General features: G+C 33.5%; 23 protein-coding genes. 5 read left to right on the forward strand and 18 right to left on the reverse strand.

From position 1 onward, the window contains the following. Positions 1-9: 9 nt before the first annotated feature. Positions 10-669 (reverse strand): TrkA family potassium uptake protein, encoded by a 660-nt coding sequence (locus VQL36_RS16815; protein ID WP_349250427.1) that lies wholly within the window; start codon positions 667-669, stop codon positions 10-12. Between the two features lie 94 nt (positions 670-763). Between VQL36_RS16815 and sspI the strand changes: the two genes are divergently transcribed. Continuing rightward, positions 764-970: a small acid-soluble spore protein SspI gene (sspI, locus tag VQL36_RS16820; RefSeq protein ID WP_349250428.1), complete on the forward strand. Its 207-nt coding sequence runs from the start codon at positions 764-766 to the stop codon at positions 968-970. Positions 971-1,073: 103 nt separating this feature from the next. On the opposite strand, the gene VQL36_RS16825 is transcribed toward sspI, so the two are convergent. From VQL36_RS16825 to zwf, 3 genes are all read right to left on the reverse strand, one after another. After that, positions 1,074-2,660, reverse strand: coding sequence for a peptide chain release factor 3 (locus VQL36_RS16825; RefSeq protein WP_349250429.1), 1,587 nt, complete (start codon positions 2,658-2,660; stop codon positions 1,074-1,076). Between the two features lie 90 nt (positions 2,661-2,750). Beyond that, positions 2,751-3,374, reverse strand: a complete 624-nt coding sequence (locus VQL36_RS16830; RefSeq protein WP_349250430.1) for a cyclase family protein — start codon at positions 3,372-3,374, stop codon at positions 2,751-2,753. Between the two features lie 11 nt (positions 3,375-3,385). After that, the gene (gene zwf, locus VQL36_RS16835) at positions 3,386-4,936 is read right to left on the reverse strand and encodes a glucose-6-phosphate dehydrogenase (protein WP_349250431.1); all 1,551 of its coding nucleotides are present in this window, start codon (positions 4,934-4,936) and stop codon (positions 3,386-3,388) included. 194 nt (positions 4,937-5,130) lie between these two features. Here zwf and VQL36_RS16840 point away from each other — a divergent pair, with 194 nt between their 5' ends. Further along, positions 5,131-5,472 carry a hypothetical protein gene (locus VQL36_RS16840; RefSeq protein WP_349250432.1) on the forward strand — a complete coding sequence of 114 codons (342 nt, stop codon included), beginning with the start codon at positions 5,131-5,133 and terminating at the stop codon, positions 5,470-5,472. A 145-nt stretch (positions 5,473-5,617) separates the two neighbouring features. Here the strand turns inward: VQL36_RS16840 and VQL36_RS16845 are convergent, their stop codons facing one another. From VQL36_RS16845 to VQL36_RS16875, 7 genes are all read right to left on the reverse strand, one after another. Then, positions 5,618-6,262, reverse strand: a complete 645-nt coding sequence (locus tag VQL36_RS16845) for a response regulator transcription factor (RefSeq protein ID WP_349250433.1) — start codon at positions 6,260-6,262, stop codon at positions 5,618-5,620. Further along, positions 6,246-7,316: a sensor histidine kinase gene (locus VQL36_RS16850; RefSeq protein WP_349250434.1), complete on the reverse strand. Its 1,071-nt coding sequence runs from the start codon at positions 7,314-7,316 to the stop codon at positions 6,246-6,248. The genes VQL36_RS16845 and VQL36_RS16850 overlap by 17 nt, the downstream gene beginning before the upstream one ends. Positions 7,317-7,474: 158 nt before the next feature. Further along, the gene (gene liaF / locus VQL36_RS16855; RefSeq protein WP_349250435.1) at positions 7,475-8,125 is read right to left on the reverse strand and encodes a cell wall-active antibiotics response protein LiaF; all 651 of its coding nucleotides are present in this window, start codon (positions 8,123-8,125) and stop codon (positions 7,475-7,477) included. A 174-nt stretch (positions 8,126-8,299) separates the two neighbouring features. Next, positions 8,300-8,971 carry a PspA/IM30 family protein gene (locus VQL36_RS16860; RefSeq protein ID WP_349250436.1) on the reverse strand — a complete coding sequence of 224 codons (672 nt, stop codon included), beginning with the start codon at positions 8,969-8,971 and terminating at the stop codon, positions 8,300-8,302. Continuing rightward, the gene (locus VQL36_RS16865) at positions 8,958-9,359 is read right to left on the reverse strand and encodes a PspC domain-containing protein (RefSeq protein WP_349250437.1); all 402 of its coding nucleotides are present in this window, start codon (positions 9,357-9,359) and stop codon (positions 8,958-8,960) included. The genes VQL36_RS16860 and VQL36_RS16865 overlap by 14 nt, the downstream gene beginning before the upstream one ends. Positions 9,360-9,366: 7 nt before the next feature. Further along, entirely contained in the window at positions 9,367-10,038 is a 672-nt protein-coding gene (locus VQL36_RS16870; RefSeq protein ID WP_349250438.1) for a PspA/IM30 family protein, read from the reverse strand. Between the two features lie 14 nt (positions 10,039-10,052). Beyond that, the gene (locus tag VQL36_RS16875) at positions 10,053-10,352 is read right to left on the reverse strand and encodes a LiaF transmembrane domain-containing protein (protein WP_349250439.1); all 300 of its coding nucleotides are present in this window, start codon (positions 10,350-10,352) and stop codon (positions 10,053-10,055) included. 272 nt (positions 10,353-10,624) lie between these two features. Between VQL36_RS16875 and VQL36_RS16880 the strand changes: the two genes are divergently transcribed. Beyond that, complete coding sequence (locus VQL36_RS16880; protein ID WP_349250440.1) at positions 10,625-11,686, forward strand: SH3 domain-containing C40 family peptidase; 1,062 nt, start codon at positions 10,625-10,627, stop codon at positions 11,684-11,686. 112 nt (positions 11,687-11,798) lie between these two features. On the opposite strand, the gene VQL36_RS16885 is transcribed toward VQL36_RS16880, so the two are convergent. The 5 genes from VQL36_RS16885 to VQL36_RS16905 are packed head-to-tail and all read right to left on the reverse strand — an operon-like array spanning position 11,799 to position 13,523. Next, the gene (locus tag VQL36_RS16885; RefSeq protein ID WP_349250441.1) at positions 11,799-12,221 is read right to left on the reverse strand and encodes a spore germination protein GerPE; all 423 of its coding nucleotides are present in this window, start codon (positions 12,219-12,221) and stop codon (positions 11,799-11,801) included. A 12-nt stretch (positions 12,222-12,233) separates the two neighbouring features. Further along, positions 12,234-12,419, reverse strand: coding sequence for a spore gernimation protein GerPD (locus tag VQL36_RS16890; RefSeq protein WP_349251205.1), 186 nt, complete (start codon positions 12,417-12,419; stop codon positions 12,234-12,236). A 14-nt stretch (positions 12,420-12,433) separates the two neighbouring features. After that, positions 12,434-13,045: a spore germination protein GerPC gene (gene gerPC / locus VQL36_RS16895; protein WP_349250442.1), complete on the reverse strand. Its 612-nt coding sequence runs from the start codon at positions 13,043-13,045 to the stop codon at positions 12,434-12,436. 26 nt (positions 13,046-13,071) lie between these two features. Continuing rightward, the gene (locus VQL36_RS16900; RefSeq protein ID WP_349250443.1) at positions 13,072-13,287 is read right to left on the reverse strand and encodes a spore germination protein GerPB; all 216 of its coding nucleotides are present in this window, start codon (positions 13,285-13,287) and stop codon (positions 13,072-13,074) included. Further along, positions 13,284-13,523 carry a spore germination protein gene (locus tag VQL36_RS16905; protein ID WP_160645729.1) on the reverse strand — a complete coding sequence of 80 codons (240 nt, stop codon included), beginning with the start codon at positions 13,521-13,523 and terminating at the stop codon, positions 13,284-13,286. Before VQL36_RS16905 ends, VQL36_RS16900 begins: the two co-directional genes overlap by 4 nt. Before the next feature lie 141 nt (positions 13,524-13,664). Between VQL36_RS16905 and VQL36_RS16910 the strand changes: the two genes are divergently transcribed. Continuing rightward, positions 13,665-14,147, forward strand: a complete 483-nt coding sequence (locus tag VQL36_RS16910; protein WP_349250444.1) for an Hsp20/alpha crystallin family protein — start codon at positions 13,665-13,667, stop codon at positions 14,145-14,147. A gap of 129 nt (positions 14,148-14,276) precedes the next feature. Then, positions 14,277-14,852, forward strand: a complete 576-nt coding sequence (locus VQL36_RS16915) for a hypothetical protein (protein WP_349250445.1) — start codon at positions 14,277-14,279, stop codon at positions 14,850-14,852. A gap of 56 nt (positions 14,853-14,908) precedes the next feature. On the opposite strand, the gene VQL36_RS16920 is transcribed toward VQL36_RS16915, so the two are convergent. Beyond that, complete coding sequence (locus tag VQL36_RS16920) at positions 14,909-15,634, reverse strand: class I SAM-dependent methyltransferase (RefSeq protein ID WP_349250446.1); 726 nt, start codon at positions 15,632-15,634, stop codon at positions 14,909-14,911. Positions 15,635-15,797: 163 nt separating this feature from the next. Continuing rightward, positions 15,798-18,221 carry a heavy metal translocating P-type ATPase gene (locus tag VQL36_RS16925; protein WP_349250447.1) on the reverse strand — a complete coding sequence of 808 codons (2,424 nt, stop codon included), beginning with the start codon at positions 18,219-18,221 and terminating at the stop codon, positions 15,798-15,800. Positions 18,222-18,262 lie beyond the last annotated feature (41 nt).

Raw genomic sequence — 18,262 nt, forward strand, 5'->3', positions numbered from 1 at the left:
GTTGCTCACTTACTCCCGAAATGACATTTCAAAATTTTGTAAATGATCATTATCTCCTACAACCACTAATATATCATTTTCTTTAATTAAATCTTCGGCATGCGGAGCAATGTTCATTTTATCAGCACTTTTGATGGCAATAACGTTACAACCAAACTTAGCTCTAATATGCAACTCACTTAAATTTTTCCCAATCATTCTAGATGCTGCTTTGATTTCCACAATGCTATAATCTGCAGAAAGTTCTATATAGTCGATAATATTGGGGGATATTAAGTGATGTGCAACTCGAACACCCATATCTCTTTCGGGGAAAATGACTTTATCAGCACCAATTTTTTGAACTACTTTACCATGCAGATCGTTTTGTGCCTTTACGATTAAAGTATTAACTCCTAAATCCTTTAATATGAGGGTTGTTAGAATACTCGCTTGTATATCTTGTCCAATAGCAACAACAACGACATCAAAGTTTCTTATGCCAATAGCTTTTAAGGCTTCATCATCGGTCGTATCCGCCTGAACCGCATGAGTAACTTCATTAATAATTTCTTGAATACGACTTTCATTGGAATCAATGGCTAATACTTCAAAACCCATATGATATAACGTTTTTGCAACACTTGATCCAAAGCGGCCTATTCCAATAACTGCAAACTGTTTTTTCAAAAAGATTCCTCCTTTGAGGTTAAAACAAAATTGATATTAAACTTAATGATTGAGCAAAATAAACATTACAACATAAAGTGGAGGTTTTTAACTGATGATGGACTTAAGACAAGCCATTTTCCAAAGGCTTCAAAACAAAAATGAATCTGAATTACATGAGATCATAACTGATTCCATCAATAATGATGAAAGAGCATTACCAGGTTTAGGTGTCATTTTTGAATTAATTTGGGAAAAGTCAGATAAACAAACACAAAGTTTATTAATTTCTACTTTGGAAAATAATTTACCTCAACAATAATTGCAGTGAGTATGAAAGGGATGTCTTCAAATTGTTTTTATTTTTCTGACAATCCCTTTTTATCTGCAAAATTTTATTAGTGCTAACCTTATTATTTTAATTTTTACTGCGGTGGGTTCTCAAGAAATTGAACATTCTCGTTCTTTTCCATAGATGTCCTCATCGCGTATTCATTTTCAAACAAAGCTACATGATTTCCTTTTTTATCTAATACTAATTGTGAATTAATTCTAAATTTACTTGGTTCGATTTGATCTGCTTGAACCCATCTTGATAATTGATAGCTTAATCGATGTAGCTCTATGTCAACGCCGTATTCTACTTTCATCCTGTATTCAAAAACTTCAAATTGAAGTTGTCCTACAACACCTAATATCTTCTCATCTCCAGCAATGGATTGAAAATATTGAACAGTCCCTTCATCTGTCAACTGTTCAATCCCCTTTTGAAATTGTTTATTTTTCAAAGCATTTTTCACAATGACTTTGGCAAATAATTCAGGGGGAAATGTTGGTAGTTCATCAAATTCTATATTTGCTTTCACACTTAATGAATCTCCAATTTTGAAAATGCCAGGGTCAAATAATCCTATGATATCACCGGCATAAGCTTGCTCTACTAAATCTCTATCCTGCGCCATAAATTGCTGAGGCTGTGCTAATTTAATATTTTTACCTGTTCGAATATGTTTTACGCTCATTCCACGATCAAATTCTCCAGAACAAATGCGTAAGAAAGCAATCCGATCACGATGTGCGGGATTCATGTTCGCTTGAATTTTAAATACAAAACCCGAAAAGTTTTTATCACTTGGACTAATTTCTCCTTGATTACTTTCTCTTGGTACTGGGCTTGGGGCTAGCTTTAAAAAGTTATCTAAAAAAGTTTGAACACCAAAATTATTAATCGCACTACCAAAGAATACAGGAGTTAATTCTCCTTGTTTTACTTTCTCTAGATCAAAAGGATCTCCTGCAACGTCTAACAGCTGTAAATCATCATTTAAGCTTTCAAATAAATAATCTGTCGTAATATTTTTTATGATTTCATCATCATAACCACTAACATCTTGAACTTTTATTTCATCATGATTATCTCCTTGGAATAATTCAACTCTTGTGGCATGACGATCATATACTCCACACAATTGCTTGCCAGAACCTATTGGCCAATTCATCGGAAACGAACGGATACCAAGTACATTTTCAATTTCTTCTAATAAATCAAATGGATTCTGACCTTCCCGATCCATTTTATTAATAAATGTAAAGATTGGAATACCCCTCTTACGACAAACCTCAAACAGTTTCATCGTTTGTGCTTCTACTCCTTTTGCTGAATCAATCAACATCACAGCACTATCCGCCGCGGTTAGTGTTCGATAAGTATCTTCACTAAAATCTTGGTGACCCGGTGTATCCAATATATTTACTTTATGTCCTTCATACTCAAACTGCATAACACTTGAAGTAACAGATATACCTCTTTGCTTCTCGATTTCCATCCAATCTGATGTAGCGTGTTTAGATGCTTTTCTTCCCTTTACAGTACCAGCTAAACGAATAGCTCCGCCAAATAATAGAAGTTTCTCCGTTAATGTGGTCTTCCCAGCATCTGGATGGGAGATGATGGCGAATGTTCGTCTTTTATTCACTTCCTGATCAAATGTTTCTTTTGAAGTCTGATTCATTTATAAATCCTTTCTAATTTTCAATTCAATGAAATTGAGGTTTTTACACTATACCTTTATAAATCAAAAAATATTTTTGAGAGCTTTTCTTTACTGTCCCAATAATAACGCACGTGCTGGGGCAGCATCAATACCTTCTAATTTTAAAGGAGCGATTACCATAAAATAAGTCCCTGATGGAACCTCCTTTAGACGAAGTCCTTCAACTATAATAATGTTATTTTCAAATAATATTTTATGTGTTTCATGATCAGGTTGAGCACGTTCAATACCTAATCCATCTGTGCCGATCCCCTTCACATTGATCTCTTTTAAATAAGCTGCACCGTCTTCATTTAAATAAACAAAGTTAAAATCAAATTGTTCAGATAATGAATTTTTTGTTTTAAATAAGATCCATTCCCCTTCTTGAATCGCAAAAGGTTCTAAATCACTTTTTCCAATTTGCCCTTCAACGTGTGTTAAATCTAACACACGTGCCGTAGATACTAAATTTTCTAATGGGATGGACTCAATCGTCTCTCCACCCTCAATCATATGTAACGGAGCATCTAGATGTGTTCCAGTATGTACGTTCAAACTTAAAATCGATTCAAAAGCCGATGAGTTGGAAAAATCAGATGCAGTTTCAATTTTTGGTTTTTTTTCTTCTTTATTTTTATATACTTGCATTTCTTCATGTATCGTCATCGATATATCATATATTTTAAACATAGTAACTCCTCCTATTTTTCACTTTTAACCTGAACCCATGTAACTTCAGCTTCTTCTTGTCCATGCACTGGCCACCACTTAAAGCCTTTTTTCTCTAATAGTTCTTTCATTCCTTGTGGTCCCCATGTACCCGCTTCATAATACTGCAGATCACTTCCATCAGATGATAACCAAGATTCTGAGATAGAATCAATGTATTTCCATGCAGATGCTACTTCATCCCAACGAGTAAAATAAGTTGAATCTCCGCGAATCGCATCAAACACTAATCTTTCATAGGCTTCAGGTGTATTCAACCCCACTTCACAGCTTTGGCAAAAATCCATAGCTACTGGAATAATCATGGATTCTCCACCTGGTTTTTTAGCATTAAATTTAATATAAATACCTTCCTGAGGATTGACACGGAATACTAACAAGTTTGGCTCTAATGAGTTCGTTTTTGCGAAATACACGTTTTCTGGAATATTTTTAAATTCCACAACAACTTCTGTCGCTTTAGCCGGTAATCTTTTACCTGTACGAACATAAAATGGAACGCCTGCCCAACGAAAATTATCTACGTACAATTCCGCTGCAAAAAAGGTTTCTGTATTTGAGGTTTTGGAAACAGAATCTTCATCCCGGTAAGCTTTCACTATTTTATTATTTAATTCACCCTCAGTATATTGTGCTCTTACGACACTTTCTTGTACTTCTTGAGCATCTTTATATGATCGAATGGAACGTAATACTTTCACTTTTTCATCTCTTATATCTTCAGATTCCATTCTGCTTGGCGGTTCCATAGCCATCATTGCTACCATTTGCAGCATATGATTTTGTGCCATATCTCTTAATGCACCTGAATTCTCATAATACCCACCACGATCACCTACACCGACCGTTTCACTTAATGTAATCTGGATATTTGCTATGTACTTATTGTTCCATAATGGTTCAAAAAACGCATTTGCGAAACGAATAACTTCTATGTTTTGAATCATTTCCTTCCCAAGATAGTGATCGATTCGATATATTTCTTCCTCTTCAAACACTTCTCTTATTTGTGTATTTAAATCCTCAGCAGATTTCAAGTCATACCCAAATGGTTTTTCAATCACCACTCGATGCCATCCAGCACTTTGAAGAAGTCCACCTTCCCTTAAGTTATTTGCGACCTGCCCAAAGAGTTGAGGTGCTAGAGCTAAATAAAATAAACGATTACCTTTAATATTAAATTTTTGTTCTAAAGATTCTGTTAATTGATTTAACTCATTAAAAGCATCTTTGTCATTAGTGTTTAGTGACATATATTCAAAATGATTTACAAAACTTTGCCAGTTATCATCCTTTGATATATCAAATCGAGCAAACTCTTGAATTGAATGATATACGTCATTTTGAAATTCTTCAATAGAACGATGTCTTCTGGCTAATCCAATCACTGCAAACTTTTCAGACAGCTTTCCTTCTCTAAATAAACTATAAATTGCTGGATACAACTTACGTTTTGCCAAATCCCCAGTTGCTCCAAAAATAAAAAACGTAACACCTGATTGACTGCTTAAATTATTATTCATCTCATCATCATTCTTTCATCCGTATTTTTCTATGTACCTTTTAGAAGTGTAGCATAATCAAATTATATGATTCAATATCCATGTAATGAAATAACACTCAAAATTGGGCTTAACTCATCTAGTTATTCGTCTATTCCAAATATTCAACTTCTGAATATGTTAAATATATGAATATTTGTAGGAGGTGAAAGCCTATGTTTCCTATACAACTGGATGAGGAAAACATAAGCAAACATATAGGAAATCCATTATTAGTCCTAACTAATGATGGAAAAGAACATTTTGGAATTCTGAGTCGGATCGACAGCAGACGAAGACTATATTTTAATGAATTTAATCATACCAGTACACCAAAATTAAAGAAGAAAAGTAACAGAAAACAAAAAGGAAGCAAAAAAAAGAAAGCCGCGACTTTCCAAGAAGGAATCGGCTTTTATCCTAATGAAGTTGGTTTTACATCAGAATTAGAATTCGGCACAAAATATAAAATTGAGCTTTCAGATATTAATTTATTGTTTGATACAAGTTTCTTTTAATTTAGTATAACATATATCGGTCAGCTCAATATCTGAACAAAAGCTCTTAAAGGAGCCTCATCCCACTTTTATTATAAAGTGGGATCTTTTAATCAGGTGGAGTAGAGTCTCCATCTGATTCCACGATGTTTAAACGAGTTCACTGTTACTCTGCTAAACTATGTTTAAAAGCATAAATCGCAGCTTGAGTTCTATCTTCAACTCCAAGCTTTGCTAATATATTCGTCACATGGAATTTAACTGTCTTTACACCGATATAAAGTTCATCAGCAACATCTTGATTTGACTTACCTTTTGCTATGAGTCTTAATACTTCCATTTCACGTTCGGTTAATTCTTCATGAGGTGCTTTTTCTTGTTGTGTTTTTCTAAAGCGGTTCATAATCTTTGATGCCACTTGGGATTCAAGAATAGGATGACCATTCATAGCTGAACGAATGGCTTGAGCAATTTCAGTTGCACGAGAGGTTTTCAATAAGTAACTAAAGGCTCCCGCTTCAATTACTGGGTAAACCTTTTCATCATCTAAATAACTGGTAAGTACAATTACTTTACATTCGGGTTTAAGTTTTAATAGTTTTTTTGTTGTTTCTATTCCGTCCATTTCTTCCATTACCAGATCCATCAATACAACATCAGGATCATAATTTTGCGCGAGCCTGATTCCCTCCTCCCCATTACTTGCCTCACCTATAATCTCAATATCTTCCTCTGTACTTAAAACAGCTGAGAGGCCAATTCTAACCATTTCGTGGTCATCTACAATTAAAACCTTAATTGGAATGGACATCTTGCTCACCCTTTCTTTCGTTCACAACAGGAATACGTATTTCAATTCTTGTTCCTTTCCCAGGTGCGGTAATAAACTGAATAGATCCGCCGATTTCATTAATTCGTTCTTTCATGGAGACAATACCATAAGATGCATGCTTTTGAACATTCATGTCAAAACCTACACCATTATCCTGAATCATTAAACGAACAATACTTCCATTATAAGAACACTTAATTTCCATCTCAGATGCTTTAGAATGTCGTAATGTATTGGATAAAGCTTCTTGAATGATTCTAAAAATATGATCCTCTACACCTTTAGTGAGTTCGAGATTGTCATCCATATCTAACGTAATATGTATAGGAACCTTAGAGTTCAACTCATGTAACAACTCATGTAGTCCTTGTGACAATCTTTTTCCTTCCAAGTGAACAGGGCGTAAGTGCAACAAAAGAGCTCTCATTTCAGATTGAGCTACAGATGCCATCTCTTCTATGAGTGATACTTGCCTTTTTGCTTTCTCAAAATCTATATTCAATGTCCTTCCTACTGCTGTTGCTGTCATAGAAATGGCAAATAGCTGTTGGCTGACTGCATCATGTAATTCACGAGCTAATCTTTGACGTTCCTCAGTAACAGCAGAAAAACGAGCCTTTTCTGCAAGTTGTGCATTATTTGTTGATAATCTTTGCAGTGAGGTAATTTGATCCTCCCACTTTGTTCTAATTTCGCTTAATTGATCTGCTAATCTACCTATTTCATCTTCACCTAATGAAGGAATATCTTTTGGTAAATTTCCTTTCTCTAACAAAAGCATTGAATCATGTAAACGATCTAACCTTTTTTTAATTTTATTGCTTTGTAAAAAACCAAACAACGCACCAACGACAAGAACAATAACAAAGAGGGTGAGACTATGCTTAACCATTAACCATGGCTCAATACGATTTAAATATTCATTGGTTTCTAAAAAATATATAACGATGAGAAAAATAAGTACAGAAGCAATTATAGATTCCCCCATGTTTCTCCATATCATATTTGTTAGCTTTTTTTTATTGCGTCGCATAGTAACTCCCCTCCTTCATAGAACATATATAAAAATAATCAATCATTAACTTGTTGACATTACAATTACAATGAAATACGTAAATTTCTGACCTAAGTTTCACTCCACTTTTGGGGTTTTGACCCTGCAATGATTAACATACAGTTTTTGGGGTAAGACTAGATGATCTTTATATTTATATCTCCTATAATATAAGATACAACAAAGTGGATTTTCACATCAGAAGTAGCATAATTTGGGGAAGTCCATGTACATTTATTCATGATCCCCGCTTCTTTTTCCCAGTTTAACCCAATCTCTCCAATTGTAATAGTTGATTCAAGCATAACACCAATATGATCAGGGACAATAATATCAATGTCACCCACGATACCTTGCATAACAACTTTTGATTCTTTTTCCTCTATAAGTGCATGTGAAACATCCATTTTGATTTCTCCTACAACAGAACGAATCATCATATTTTTCAAAGTCCATTGTTTCTTATCCCACTTAATACTTTGTACTATGTTTTGTTTCTGCATAAATGGTTCATCTAATTTCTGCTTATCAGATTTCATATAAAAATATCCAAAAGCAATTAAAACTAAACCAACAACAAACATGACATGATTACTAATCAATATAATAATTCCAACAACAACTAAGAGGTAGCCTTTATTCTTTTCTCCTATACGGACACGTTTCGCACCAAACCATATCAATATTAGGGCAGCAACAGTTAAAAAGCCAATCAAATTACCAAACAATAAATATAGCCCAGCAAATATCAAAACTAAAGCAGTATTACGGTTACTCCGCTCCTTCATATTGTCGCTCCCTCCCTTTCCTTGAGTATGGTTATATGATTCAAATCAATGTAAAACAATTCTAAACTAAAAGCCATGAAAAGCCATAGCGGCAATAACAAACCGTATGGCTTAATCCTTTAATAGCATAACATAATTGTACAAATTTTGGGTATAAGTTTTGATCTAATTCTCTTATTTTGTTTTTGCAGCTTTATCTTTTAAGGCTTTAAATTCAGCTTCTAGCTTTTCTTTATTTGCAGGATTCATGTTTGTGATATTAGTTTTTGTAAATTCCTGACTGCTAAATACTTGTGACTCTATTTCTTTTTGAACAATTTTTTCTTCTACTCTTCTAAACCCAGATGCAGCATTGCCACGATCAATTTGTTGATGATCTGTTAATTGGGACATTTGTTTCTTAGTATCTGCTAGCTGAGATCTTGAAGCTAACTCATTGCGTTTGTTACGCATTTTATAAAATTCTTCTTTCATTTCATGCAGCTGATCTTTCAATTCATCAGCTTGAGATTTTGAAATTAAATGCATTTTAGTAAGCTCTTCAATTTTTTCATCTAGTTGTATTTTTTGTTCAAGTATTGCCTTCGCTTCATCATCCTGACCGTTTTTCAAAACCTCTGATGCTTTCAATTCCTTACTTTTACTATTGCCCACCATTTCATCTATTCTTTGTTTTAGCATGCGTTCATTTGCTAATTGTTTAGCTACAGTCACTTCGGCTTTTGCAATTTCTTCTTCCATATCTCTTAAGTATTGATTTAACATCACAATCGGATCCTCAATTTTATCTAATACCTCATGCAAAGATGCTTTTGTCATATCTGAAATTCTTTTAAAAACTCCCATTATTTTTTTCCCCTTTCTCATATTTAGCTAATTTTGATTTTAATTCTTCTATTTCTTGCTGCATTGCTTTTTTTTCAATGTCTTTCATCATGTCATCTATTTTAGAACCACTGTCATAAGTGGTTGTTGTTTGAGTTTGAGATTTCTGTTCAACATTTGAATGATTATTAGCTGTATATTGATTTTGAAATGAAGGTTGCAGTACAGATTCCTTCGGGATGACTAAACTGATAAGAACATAAAGCAGGATCACTGTGCCGCCGGTAAAAACCGCAGTTATAATTAATATAACTCTTAATAAATTTGCATCCACATTTAAGTACTCAGCTAAACCACCGCAAAGACCTGTTAGTTTTTTATCTGTCTGCGATCTATATAAGTTTGCCATCACAAATTCACCTCCTTTGTTCTAATTTCTTCTTTAATGCTTCAAATTGATTTTCTACTTCTGATTGTAATTTAGATCCAAGAGATGATCCTGTATTGGTGGAGTCAATAGATCTAACCTCCCTTAAAGCATTTGTCTGTAATTCTAATTCAGAAAACTTTCGATCTATAGATCTAGATTGTTCATAATAATCTTGCTTCTCTATAAAATGATTGACTTGATTTAATTGTTTTTGCAAACGTAATGATTCTATTTTTGCTGTGTAAAATGCTCTTTTATCAACCAGTTCTTGAACTTCTTCTTTTAAGATTTGTATTTGCTCTTCCAATTCCAAAACGGTTGCTTTTCCATCTTCATACAATTTCCTATACTGTTCACTTTTTTCTTCACTTTGCATTTTTTCTAATAAAATTAGCTTTGCAAGCTGTTCCTCTCCTGCTTTTAGCGCAATTTCTGCTTGATTTTCTCTTTTTATTCGAGTCGTTTCAGCCTCCGTATATTGCTGTTTTACAGAATGTGCATGTGTTAACGTTTGTTGATACAACTTTTCTAATTGAGTCAATTTAGTTTTTTGTGTTTGTAAGTACTTATCAATGAAACGTACAGGATCTTCAGAATTTTCTATTTTATCATTTAAAGTAGCAACGCTAATATCTCTAATTCTTTTTACAAGGCTCATTTTTTTACCCCTTTCTATTCAATCCTTCTCTCTTTTTTCAGTAAGTGAACTCCAAAGAAAATAAGTCCAATTGCTAAAATAATCCCAAACACCCCTGCAAATTTTCCTAAAACCATGAGAGCTCCAATAATCAATAGTGGCCATCCAATAAACTTCCCATTTTTAATGCCAAGATAACCAATCCCTAAAACTACGAATGGAATCAAGAAAGAAAAAATATTGTGGCCTAAATTGAATCCAATTTTATCAAAAAGCAGCAATCCCCCAAAGAGTATTAAAAACAAAGCAAGTAAATTCTTTTTACTAAATTTCATGTTTCTCACCACCTTCGACTGCGCTGTTAGTTTATTTCTTTAATATTATTGTAGGTGATTCTTTTAACTTGCAAAACAGACTCTGGACCATATTTAACCCTAGACCTTAGTCTAGTAACGGAACCTACTTAAGAACAGGTATGTCTTGAGTTTCAGAAGGATTGGTATAACTTGCTTGTCTAGTTGACTATGAATCTATGTTAAAATGAAATCGAGCTCATTAAGGGAATGGTTGATTTTTGTTGAAAAAACTACTAGGAGGAAAATTCAACATGAAATTCAACATAAAGAAAAAAATGATCTCTACTGCATTAGCAGCCACTTTAGTTCTAACTATCGTACCTGTCCAAAACCTAGCTTTTGCAAGTGAACTTCAAACAGCAGAAGTGATATGGGGAGTAAACTTTAGAGAAGCACCATCAACATCAGGTGACATTATAAGAATGCTTAAAAAAGGTGAAGACGTACAAATCATTTCAAAAGTCAATGATAATTGGTATGAGGTAAAAGATAAAAATGGTAAGGTTGGGTATATAAGTGCTAATAAAAAATATACCAAACCAACTACTGAAAGTGGGAATAATAACGAATTAAACTCGCCTGAAGATACAAATTCAATAGCAGATGCAACTATAGTCAGAGGTGTATCTTTTAGAACTGGACCTTCAACAAGTTATGATCGAATGCGTTATTTAAAAACTGGGGAAAATGTTACGATCATAGAAAAAGTTAATAAATACTGGTATAAAGTACTGGATAAAAATGGACAAGCTGGTTATGTTAGCTCCAGTAAAAAATTTATAAAATTATTGTCTGAAAATAATGAGACAAATACTCCTCAGAATGGAACAGACCCAGATAATAATACAGATAATAATACAGATCAGGGTAATGACACTGCAGATCAAATCATTCAAGCGGGAATGAAATATTTAGGAACACCATATGAATATGGATCAAATAGAAATAGCACAAAGACGTTTGATTGTTCTGACTTTGTACGACGAACGTTTATTGATGCATTAGGTGTTAAATTACCATATGATTCTCGACAACAAGCAGATTATGTGCGAGATATAGGGGATACAACAACGAATTGGAAAAACTTACAGCCAGGTGATCTTATGTTTTTCATGTCCTATAAAGGTAGCAAGGAAAGCAGTTACAGTGGAATCAATAAATCTAAACAACGTATTACACATGTAGGTATCTATATAGGAGACGGGAAAATATTACACACTTACTCTAAAGAATCTGGTGGCGTTAAAGTGAATAACATTGAAAATACTCATTGGGAATATCGCTTTGTATTAGGTGGAAGTGCTATAAAATAATAAATTAAAATTGAAACCGACTGTGTTATAGTCGGTTTTTTTAATATAAGTGAATAGTTTGATCCAAAAATATTTTGTGTATAGACGCCCACCTCTATATGTGGTATGGAGTTCACTTTTTATATTGTGTAGGCATGTACGTATGATCATCTAGATCTTGATCGATAAAATGTCTTATATTGATTACCTTGGATTCAGTATCTACACTACAATTTGATCCTACTTGTAAAATTGAAGAACCACCTAGACCTAAAATTCGAATACTGTCCACATAAATGTTAGGATTTTCATTAATAAAGGTTGTTTTTACATCTTCAGTAATTGTTGGTCGTGGAATCGGTTCTTGAAATAATTCTAGTTGGGCAAAATCCCCTTCACCTGGAAAATAAACTGGGACTGCCCTTTGAACAGCATAAACAAATGACCTAGGGTTTAATTCTACTGAATCACCTATTTGAAAAACAGCACTTCTAGTAATAGAAATGACTTTTATGTTTTCAACTACGGAAGTTCTTCTATTTGAAGTTATTTTCATTTGCTGATCTCCTTAGAATGGAGTTTCAGGAGCTAAAGGAGCAAGAGGTCCAATAATTAATGCTTCAGGAGGTGTATCAAAAGCAGAACCACTTGTAATGTGTTCAGTATCTCCCACTAATAAAACAGAAGATCCTGTCAAACCAATAATATTAATATCCCCTACATGAATATCCTTATTTACCACTGTAAAATTCATTTTGCAATTCAACTTCATTGGTTTTCATTCTCCTTACCTGTAATTTTATGAAAATGATTTAAAATAGAAGTCTCTATATCTTTTTTTGTTTTTGTCAAAACATTATTTTTAATTTCATCTTGGTTTAATTCATTGTTTTCATTATTATTCAAATAATAATGAATTCTACCATCAATTTGTTTCTTAATATCTTTAATCATTTCCTGTGTGTATTCTTCACCAACGACTAAATTGAACTTTTCCTGTAATGTTCTTATTGCATTTGGAACTTCCTCATCTAAATGTTGATGAATTTCATCTCTGATTCCTTGATGGTTGTCACTTTCAATTTCTCCCCCTAGCTGCACTTCGTGTTCCGTCTGATCATTCACTTCAAGCTCTTCAATTGTACCATTCCCACTAGGAGTGATGCCTATGTTTAATGTACCCTCTAAAGTTTCCACTTTAAGTTGATCAAAGTTGTATTCTATTTTTTCGATCGTATTACTTTTACTTGCAATGAGTTTGTTCATATCTTCTTTCATTTGTTTCATTAACTTTTCCAAATCATTTAATTTATTTTGATGTTCGATTAAATTATCAGTTAGCTTTTTTATATATTGTTGCATTTGAGGGTCCTGGTACATTATAATCCTCCCCATCGTCCATATCATTATGAAGGTGGTGACAAAGGAACCAGAGCAGCAGCTGAGACTTCTTCTGATATTGCTTCGAGTTCGGGTGCCGGTTCTATATATCCACCTGTATTATACAGATTAGATAAGCATTTTATGACACCTGCACTACCTATTTGTAAAAAAGATGAATTGGTTATTGCTCCTATTTTAATCATGCCAATTTGGATGCTCTGATTAACAGTTAGGTTCATATAACATTCCCCTCAACACCAAAGTTATCTTGAGTTTGATCTTTCACATCAGGATCAAAAGTATTTGTTGCACTAAGGAGGTTATTCGTAATCGGTAAATCCCCAGTATTAAAAGAACCTGAGCCAGCATAAGTTTTGGATGAACTTACAGGAGATACTTGAATTGAATCACCAAATTGAACAATAGCACCGCTTCCGACACTTATTATTTTTATAGCTCCTACAATAGCAGGCATAAGCAGACATCCTTTTCATGGTTTCAATATTTTATTGTATGTTTCCATTTCTTTAGATGTTCTGCTCTTTTTGTCAAATCACACATTTACATAGATAAGAATACACTAGTTAATAATATGTATAAGAAAGAGGTAGGTAATATGAGTAATTTATTTGATCAACATCAATTTAATAAGCTTATTAGGGATCAAATGAGTAATACAAATTTAAATAATATAGATCCAAACAATTTAGATTTATCATGGATTGATAAATATGTTTCGGATACGATAGAAAAAGCTTTTTCAAGAACATCATCAAATGTAGATTCAAGTAAACCCAAAGTGAATACGAATACCGGTGAATTAAAAACAGATTTACTAGATATACATCACTATTTAATTGCTAAAATATATATTCCAAAACATATCGACCATAAAAAAATTAAACTCGGTCTCAATTCAAATAAACTAAAAATAAAAGGACTACCTAGTGGGAATTCACAAACAATAAATCTTCCTACACATATTGACACTTATGATTCAAAAGCGATTTATAAAAATCAGATTTTAGAAGTTCGCATGCCTAAATTGCCTGACGACGATGAAGATTACAATAGTGTTAAAGTTCACTTTGATGATTAAATAAAATATTAAAAGAGGAAGTATGATGATAAGTGCATATTTCCTCTTTTTACTTTGTTTTCACCCAATCATTTAAAATCATCAGTACATAGTATAGAAGTAATTGAAAAGAGGGAGGTGAAAATAGAAATGAGTAATAATGATTTTGAAAAAAATCATTTAAAGTCTGAAAAGATAACTATAAATGAGGAAACACCTTTATTTGATATTAATATACGAACACAATATACATTTTATGTAGATGACAATACACTGAATTGTGTTTTAAACTTTAATATTCAAGATCCAATCGAACAAGTTTCCATTACGGGATATCTTCAAACTAAACTTCCAAATAAACCTGATTGCAACTTTGTACGCATGGTTGTTGGCCCACCAGACAAGGAAGACCCTATCTCAAACTGCAGGCTAGAAGATATATTAACAACTTTAGGAATAAAGTTTGAAAAGAATCCTGTTTATCAGGTTACAGTTGATGCCACTTTTGGTACTCCAGGCATTCTCAGAGCATTCTATGGAGCTCTTTTCTGTAAACAAGATATCGAGTTTCAAGCCATGTATTTAGGAGAAGCTATTATATGTCCAGATATTACAACCTTTATTGATGCAAAAGGTGATGTTTGTGAAATCGTAAGACTTTTACGTGATCGAGAAGTAAATCAATGTCCTTTGCTATGTGATAGTTCAGAAGATAAATGTAAATAAATATAAATATAGTTAAGAGACCTTCTATAAAGAGGTCTCTTTTTAAGTTGTAGAACTTATAATTTCTGTCCGATTAAAACTCCGTAACCAATATATTTGTGATAAGCATTCATTAACTCTTCATATTTTTTCATCGCGTTATATACTTCTATATTTTCATAAACGTCATCATCAGCTTGCTGATTTTCATCAGGAAATTTCAACTCTTTTTTCCACATATCTGAATTAAATTTCGCTAAATTCCAAACTTCAACATGACTAAACCCTGCTTCATACAACTGTTCAGTCCATTCTAGTACTGACATCATTTTTTTGAATCCATAAAACTCAATCATTTCCTTCTTATGATTCGCAGGGATTTTTTTGGTCACGATCATTTCCCTGTCGTATAATGTTCCTTTAGGCTTTAAAACACGAAAATATTCGTTACATGATAGATTAGGATCTGTAAAAATTGTAACTGATTCAACCATTACAACATCAAACTGATCGGAATCAAAAGGTAATGATGTTACATCAGCTTGGATAAAATTCACTTTTACGTTTTCAGCCTCTGCTCTTGCTCTTGCTTTTTCTAACATATCCTCTCTAATATCTATTGCTGTTACTTTATATCCCTGACTTGATAAATAACAAGCTGTTCTACCTGTTCCACAGCCTAATTCTAATATTGTTGATCCTTTCTTAATTGGATATTGTTCTAATTGTTCAATAGTTTCGGAGAAACCACCAGGATGGGCATTCCCAACTCCTAATTTAGCCAACATATCTAAGTAATCCATTCACTTTCTCCCTTCATGTCTTCAAGCTCTTTTATCCTACGAGCTTTCTTAAGTTGAATTTATATATTGTATGTCAGGGATTAAAGTTGTGATTATCATATTGTTAAATAACAAAAAAAAACACCCTCGTGAATTGAGGATGTTACAGTTTCAAGCTTGGAGATTAGATTTTTACCCTTTGTAATCTTAATGCATTTAATACTACTGAAACTGAGCTTAGTGCCATTGCTGCGCCAGCTACCCACGGTGCCAACAACCCAATTGCTGCAATTGGAATACCTAGTGAATTATAAGCAAGAGCCCAGAATAAATTCTGTTTAATATTCGTCATTGTTTTACGACTCATATAAATGGAATCAGGAATACTGTTTAAATCGCCTCTCATAAGGGTAACATCAGCTGCATCCATAGCAACATCAGTTCCAGTACCAATTGCCATTCCAATATCAGCAGTAGCTAAAGCGGGGGCATCATTAATACCATCACCTACCATGGCAACCTTTTTCCCTTGTTTCTGAAGTTTTTTTACTTCTTCGGCTTTACCAGTTGGTAAAACCTCAGCTAATACATCGTTAATTCCGACTTGATCAGCAATCGATTTTGCAGTCCTCTTATTATCTCCCGTAATCATAATAACTTGAATACCCATTTCTTTAAGACGATCTACAGCTTCCTTAGATGTTTCTTTTATTGTATCTGCTACAGCAATTAAACCTGCATATTTTCCATCTATTGCTACTAGCATAGCTGTTTTACCTTCTTGTTCTAACGAGATCATAGTATTCTCAGCATTTTTTATCTCAACTTTGTATTCCTGCATTAAATTTCTTGTCCCAACAAGAATTTCTTTTTTTTCAACGATACTACGAATACCGAATCCTGGAATTGCTTCAAAATCATTAGCTGTAGGAAGATCTATTCCTTTGGTGAGAATCCCCTTAACTATCGCTTCTGCTAAAGGATGTTCAGAATTTTTTTCTGCTGCGCCCACAAATCTTAAAAATTCAGATTCATCCAACTCGGTCAACACATCAGTTAGTTCAGGTTCACCTTTTGTAATTGTTCCCGTTTTGTCTAAAATAACTGTCTCAATATGTTTAGTGGATTCCAAATGTTCTCCCCCCTTAAACAAAATACCGAATTCAGCTGATCTTCCTGAACCAGCCATGATAGAGGTTGGAGTTGCTAAACCTAAAGCACATGGACAAGCAATGACTAAAATCGCAATGGCTATTTCTAATGCAACTGCAAATTCCCCTGGCTCAATCATGAAGTACCAAATCAGAAAAGCCAATATAGCAATGCCCACTACAATTGGAACAAAAATTCCAGAGATTCGATCAGCAATTCTTTGTATTGGGGCTTTAGAGCCCTGAGCTTCTTCCACTACCTTGATAATTTGTGCTAATGCTGTTTCTTTACCTACTTTTGTTGCCTGAACTTGAATAACTCCATTTTTGTTCATTGTAGCGCCTATCACGTTATCACCAATATTTTTCTCAATCGGAATACTTTCGCCAGTTAACATAGATTCATCTATTGTAGAATGTCCTTCAACTACTTTTCCATCAACAGGCACTTTTTCTCCTGGTTTTACTATCAATATTTCACCAACATTAACTTCTTCAACAGGTATGTTCACTTCTACTCCATCACGGATAACTAATGCCGTTTTTGCTTGTAAACCCATCAAGGATTTAATAGCCTCAGAAGATCTTCCTTTGGCTAATGCTTCAAACAATTTTCCTAAAATAATTAAGGTAATTAGAACAGCACTCGTTTCATAATATAATGCTGGTGCATGGGATTTTTCTAGCATCAAGCTCCATTCAATTGTTAAATACAAACTATAAAAATAAGCTGCGGAGGTACCAAGTGCAACTAATACATCCATGTTGGCACTCTTATTACGTAATGCTTTATAGGCTCCAATATAAAAATGTTTTCCAATAATAAACTGAACAGGTGTAGCTAATGCAAACTGGAACCAAGGATTCATAAATAACTCTGGCAACCAAATAAATGAAGTAAAGGAGAAATGGCTCACCATAGCCCAGAGTAATGGAAATGATAAAATTGCTGAAACGATAAACTTCACTTTTTGCCTTTTTATTTCTTTAGCTCGATAGTTTTCTCCTTTACCTTTTTCTTCTTTCTGTATCGCTTTATAACCTAACTTCTCCACCTTTTGAATCATATCTTTTATTGATACTTCATCTGAGGAATACTCAACATGCGCGCTTTCCAAAGAAAAATTAATATTTGCATTAATCACACCAGGTAATTTATTCAATCCTTTTTCTATTCGATTCGCACAAGCAGCACAAGTCATGCCAGTAATATTGAAATCAATTGAACTTTTCACTGTACCGTAACCTAGTTTTTCAACTTTCTGCTCTAATTGATTATAATTTACTTTTGTTGGATCATATGAGACGTTAGCTTTTTCTAATGTAAAATTCACATTTGCTTCACTTACACCTTCAATTTTTTGTAATCCTTTCTCTATTCGATTCGCACAAGCAGCACAGGTCATACCTGTAATTTGTATTGACGTTTGTTTTAATATAGGCTGTTTAGACTCCATAATTCTCACCTTCCTATATACCTATGGGGGGTATAAATTTG

This window comes from Chengkuizengella sp. SCS-71B (genome assembly GCF_040100845.1).
Classification (GTDB): domain Bacteria; phylum Bacillota; class Bacilli; order Paenibacillales; family KCTC-33759; genus Chengkuizengella.

Coding starts and splice junctions, on each gene's coding strand:
- sspI (WP_349250428.1), top strand. CDS start 764: ATGATGGACTTAAGACAAGCCATTTTCCAAAGGCTTCAAAACAAAAAT.
- VQL36_RS16825 (WP_349250429.1), bottom strand. CDS start 2,660: ATGAATCAGACTTCAAAAGAAACATTTGATCAGGAAGTGAATAAAAGA.
- VQL36_RS16830 (WP_349250430.1), bottom strand. CDS start 3,374: ATGTTTAAAATATATGATATATCGATGACGATACATGAAGAAATGCAA.
- zwf (WP_349250431.1), bottom strand. CDS start 4,936: ATGAATAATAATTTAAGCAGTCAATCAGGTGTTACGTTTTTTATTTTT.
- VQL36_RS16840 (WP_349250432.1), top strand. CDS start 5,131: ATGTTTCCTATACAACTGGATGAGGAAAACATAAGCAAACATATAGGA.
- VQL36_RS16845 (WP_349250433.1), bottom strand. CDS start 6,262: ATGTCCATTCCAATTAAGGTTTTAATTGTAGATGACCACGAAATGGTT.
- VQL36_RS16850 (WP_349250434.1), bottom strand. CDS start 7,316: ATGCGACGCAATAAAAAAAAGCTAACAAATATGATATGGAGAAACATG.
- liaF (WP_349250435.1), bottom strand. CDS start 8,125: ATGAAGGAGCGGAGTAACCGTAATACTGCTTTAGTTTTGATATTTGCT.
- VQL36_RS16860 (WP_349250436.1), bottom strand. CDS start 8,971: ATGGGAGTTTTTAAAAGAATTTCAGATATGACAAAAGCATCTTTGCAT.
- VQL36_RS16865 (WP_349250437.1), bottom strand. CDS start 9,359: ATGGCAAACTTATATAGATCGCAGACAGATAAAAAACTAACAGGTCTT.
- VQL36_RS16870 (WP_349250438.1), bottom strand. CDS start 10,038: ATGAGCCTTGTAAAAAGAATTAGAGATATTAGCGTTGCTACTTTAAAT.
- VQL36_RS16875 (WP_349250439.1), bottom strand. CDS start 10,352: ATGAAATTTAGTAAAAAGAATTTACTTGCTTTGTTTTTAATACTCTTT.
- VQL36_RS16880 (WP_349250440.1), top strand. CDS start 10,625: ATGAAATTCAACATAAAGAAAAAAATGATCTCTACTGCATTAGCAGCC.
- VQL36_RS16885 (WP_349250441.1), bottom strand. CDS start 12,221: ATGAAAATAACTTCAAATAGAAGAACTTCCGTAGTTGAAAACATAAAA.
- VQL36_RS16890 (WP_349251205.1), bottom strand. CDS start 12,419: ATGAATTTTACAGTGGTAAATAAGGATATTCATGTAGGGGATATTAAT.
- gerPC (WP_349250442.1), bottom strand. CDS start 13,045: ATGTACCAGGACCCTCAAATGCAACAATATATAAAAAAGCTAACTGAT.
- VQL36_RS16900 (WP_349250443.1), bottom strand. CDS start 13,287: ATGAACCTAACTGTTAATCAGAGCATCCAAATTGGCATGATTAAAATA.
- VQL36_RS16905 (WP_160645729.1), bottom strand. CDS start 13,523: ATGCCTGCTATTGTAGGAGCTATAAAAATAATAAGTGTCGGAAGCGGT.
- VQL36_RS16910 (WP_349250444.1), top strand. CDS start 13,665: ATGAGTAATTTATTTGATCAACATCAATTTAATAAGCTTATTAGGGAT.
- VQL36_RS16915 (WP_349250445.1), top strand. CDS start 14,277: ATGAGTAATAATGATTTTGAAAAAAATCATTTAAAGTCTGAAAAGATA.
- VQL36_RS16920 (WP_349250446.1), bottom strand. CDS start 15,634: ATGGATTACTTAGATATGTTGGCTAAATTAGGAGTTGGGAATGCCCAT.
- VQL36_RS16925 (WP_349250447.1), bottom strand. CDS start 18,221: ATGGAGTCTAAACAGCCTATATTAAAACAAACGTCAATACAAATTACA.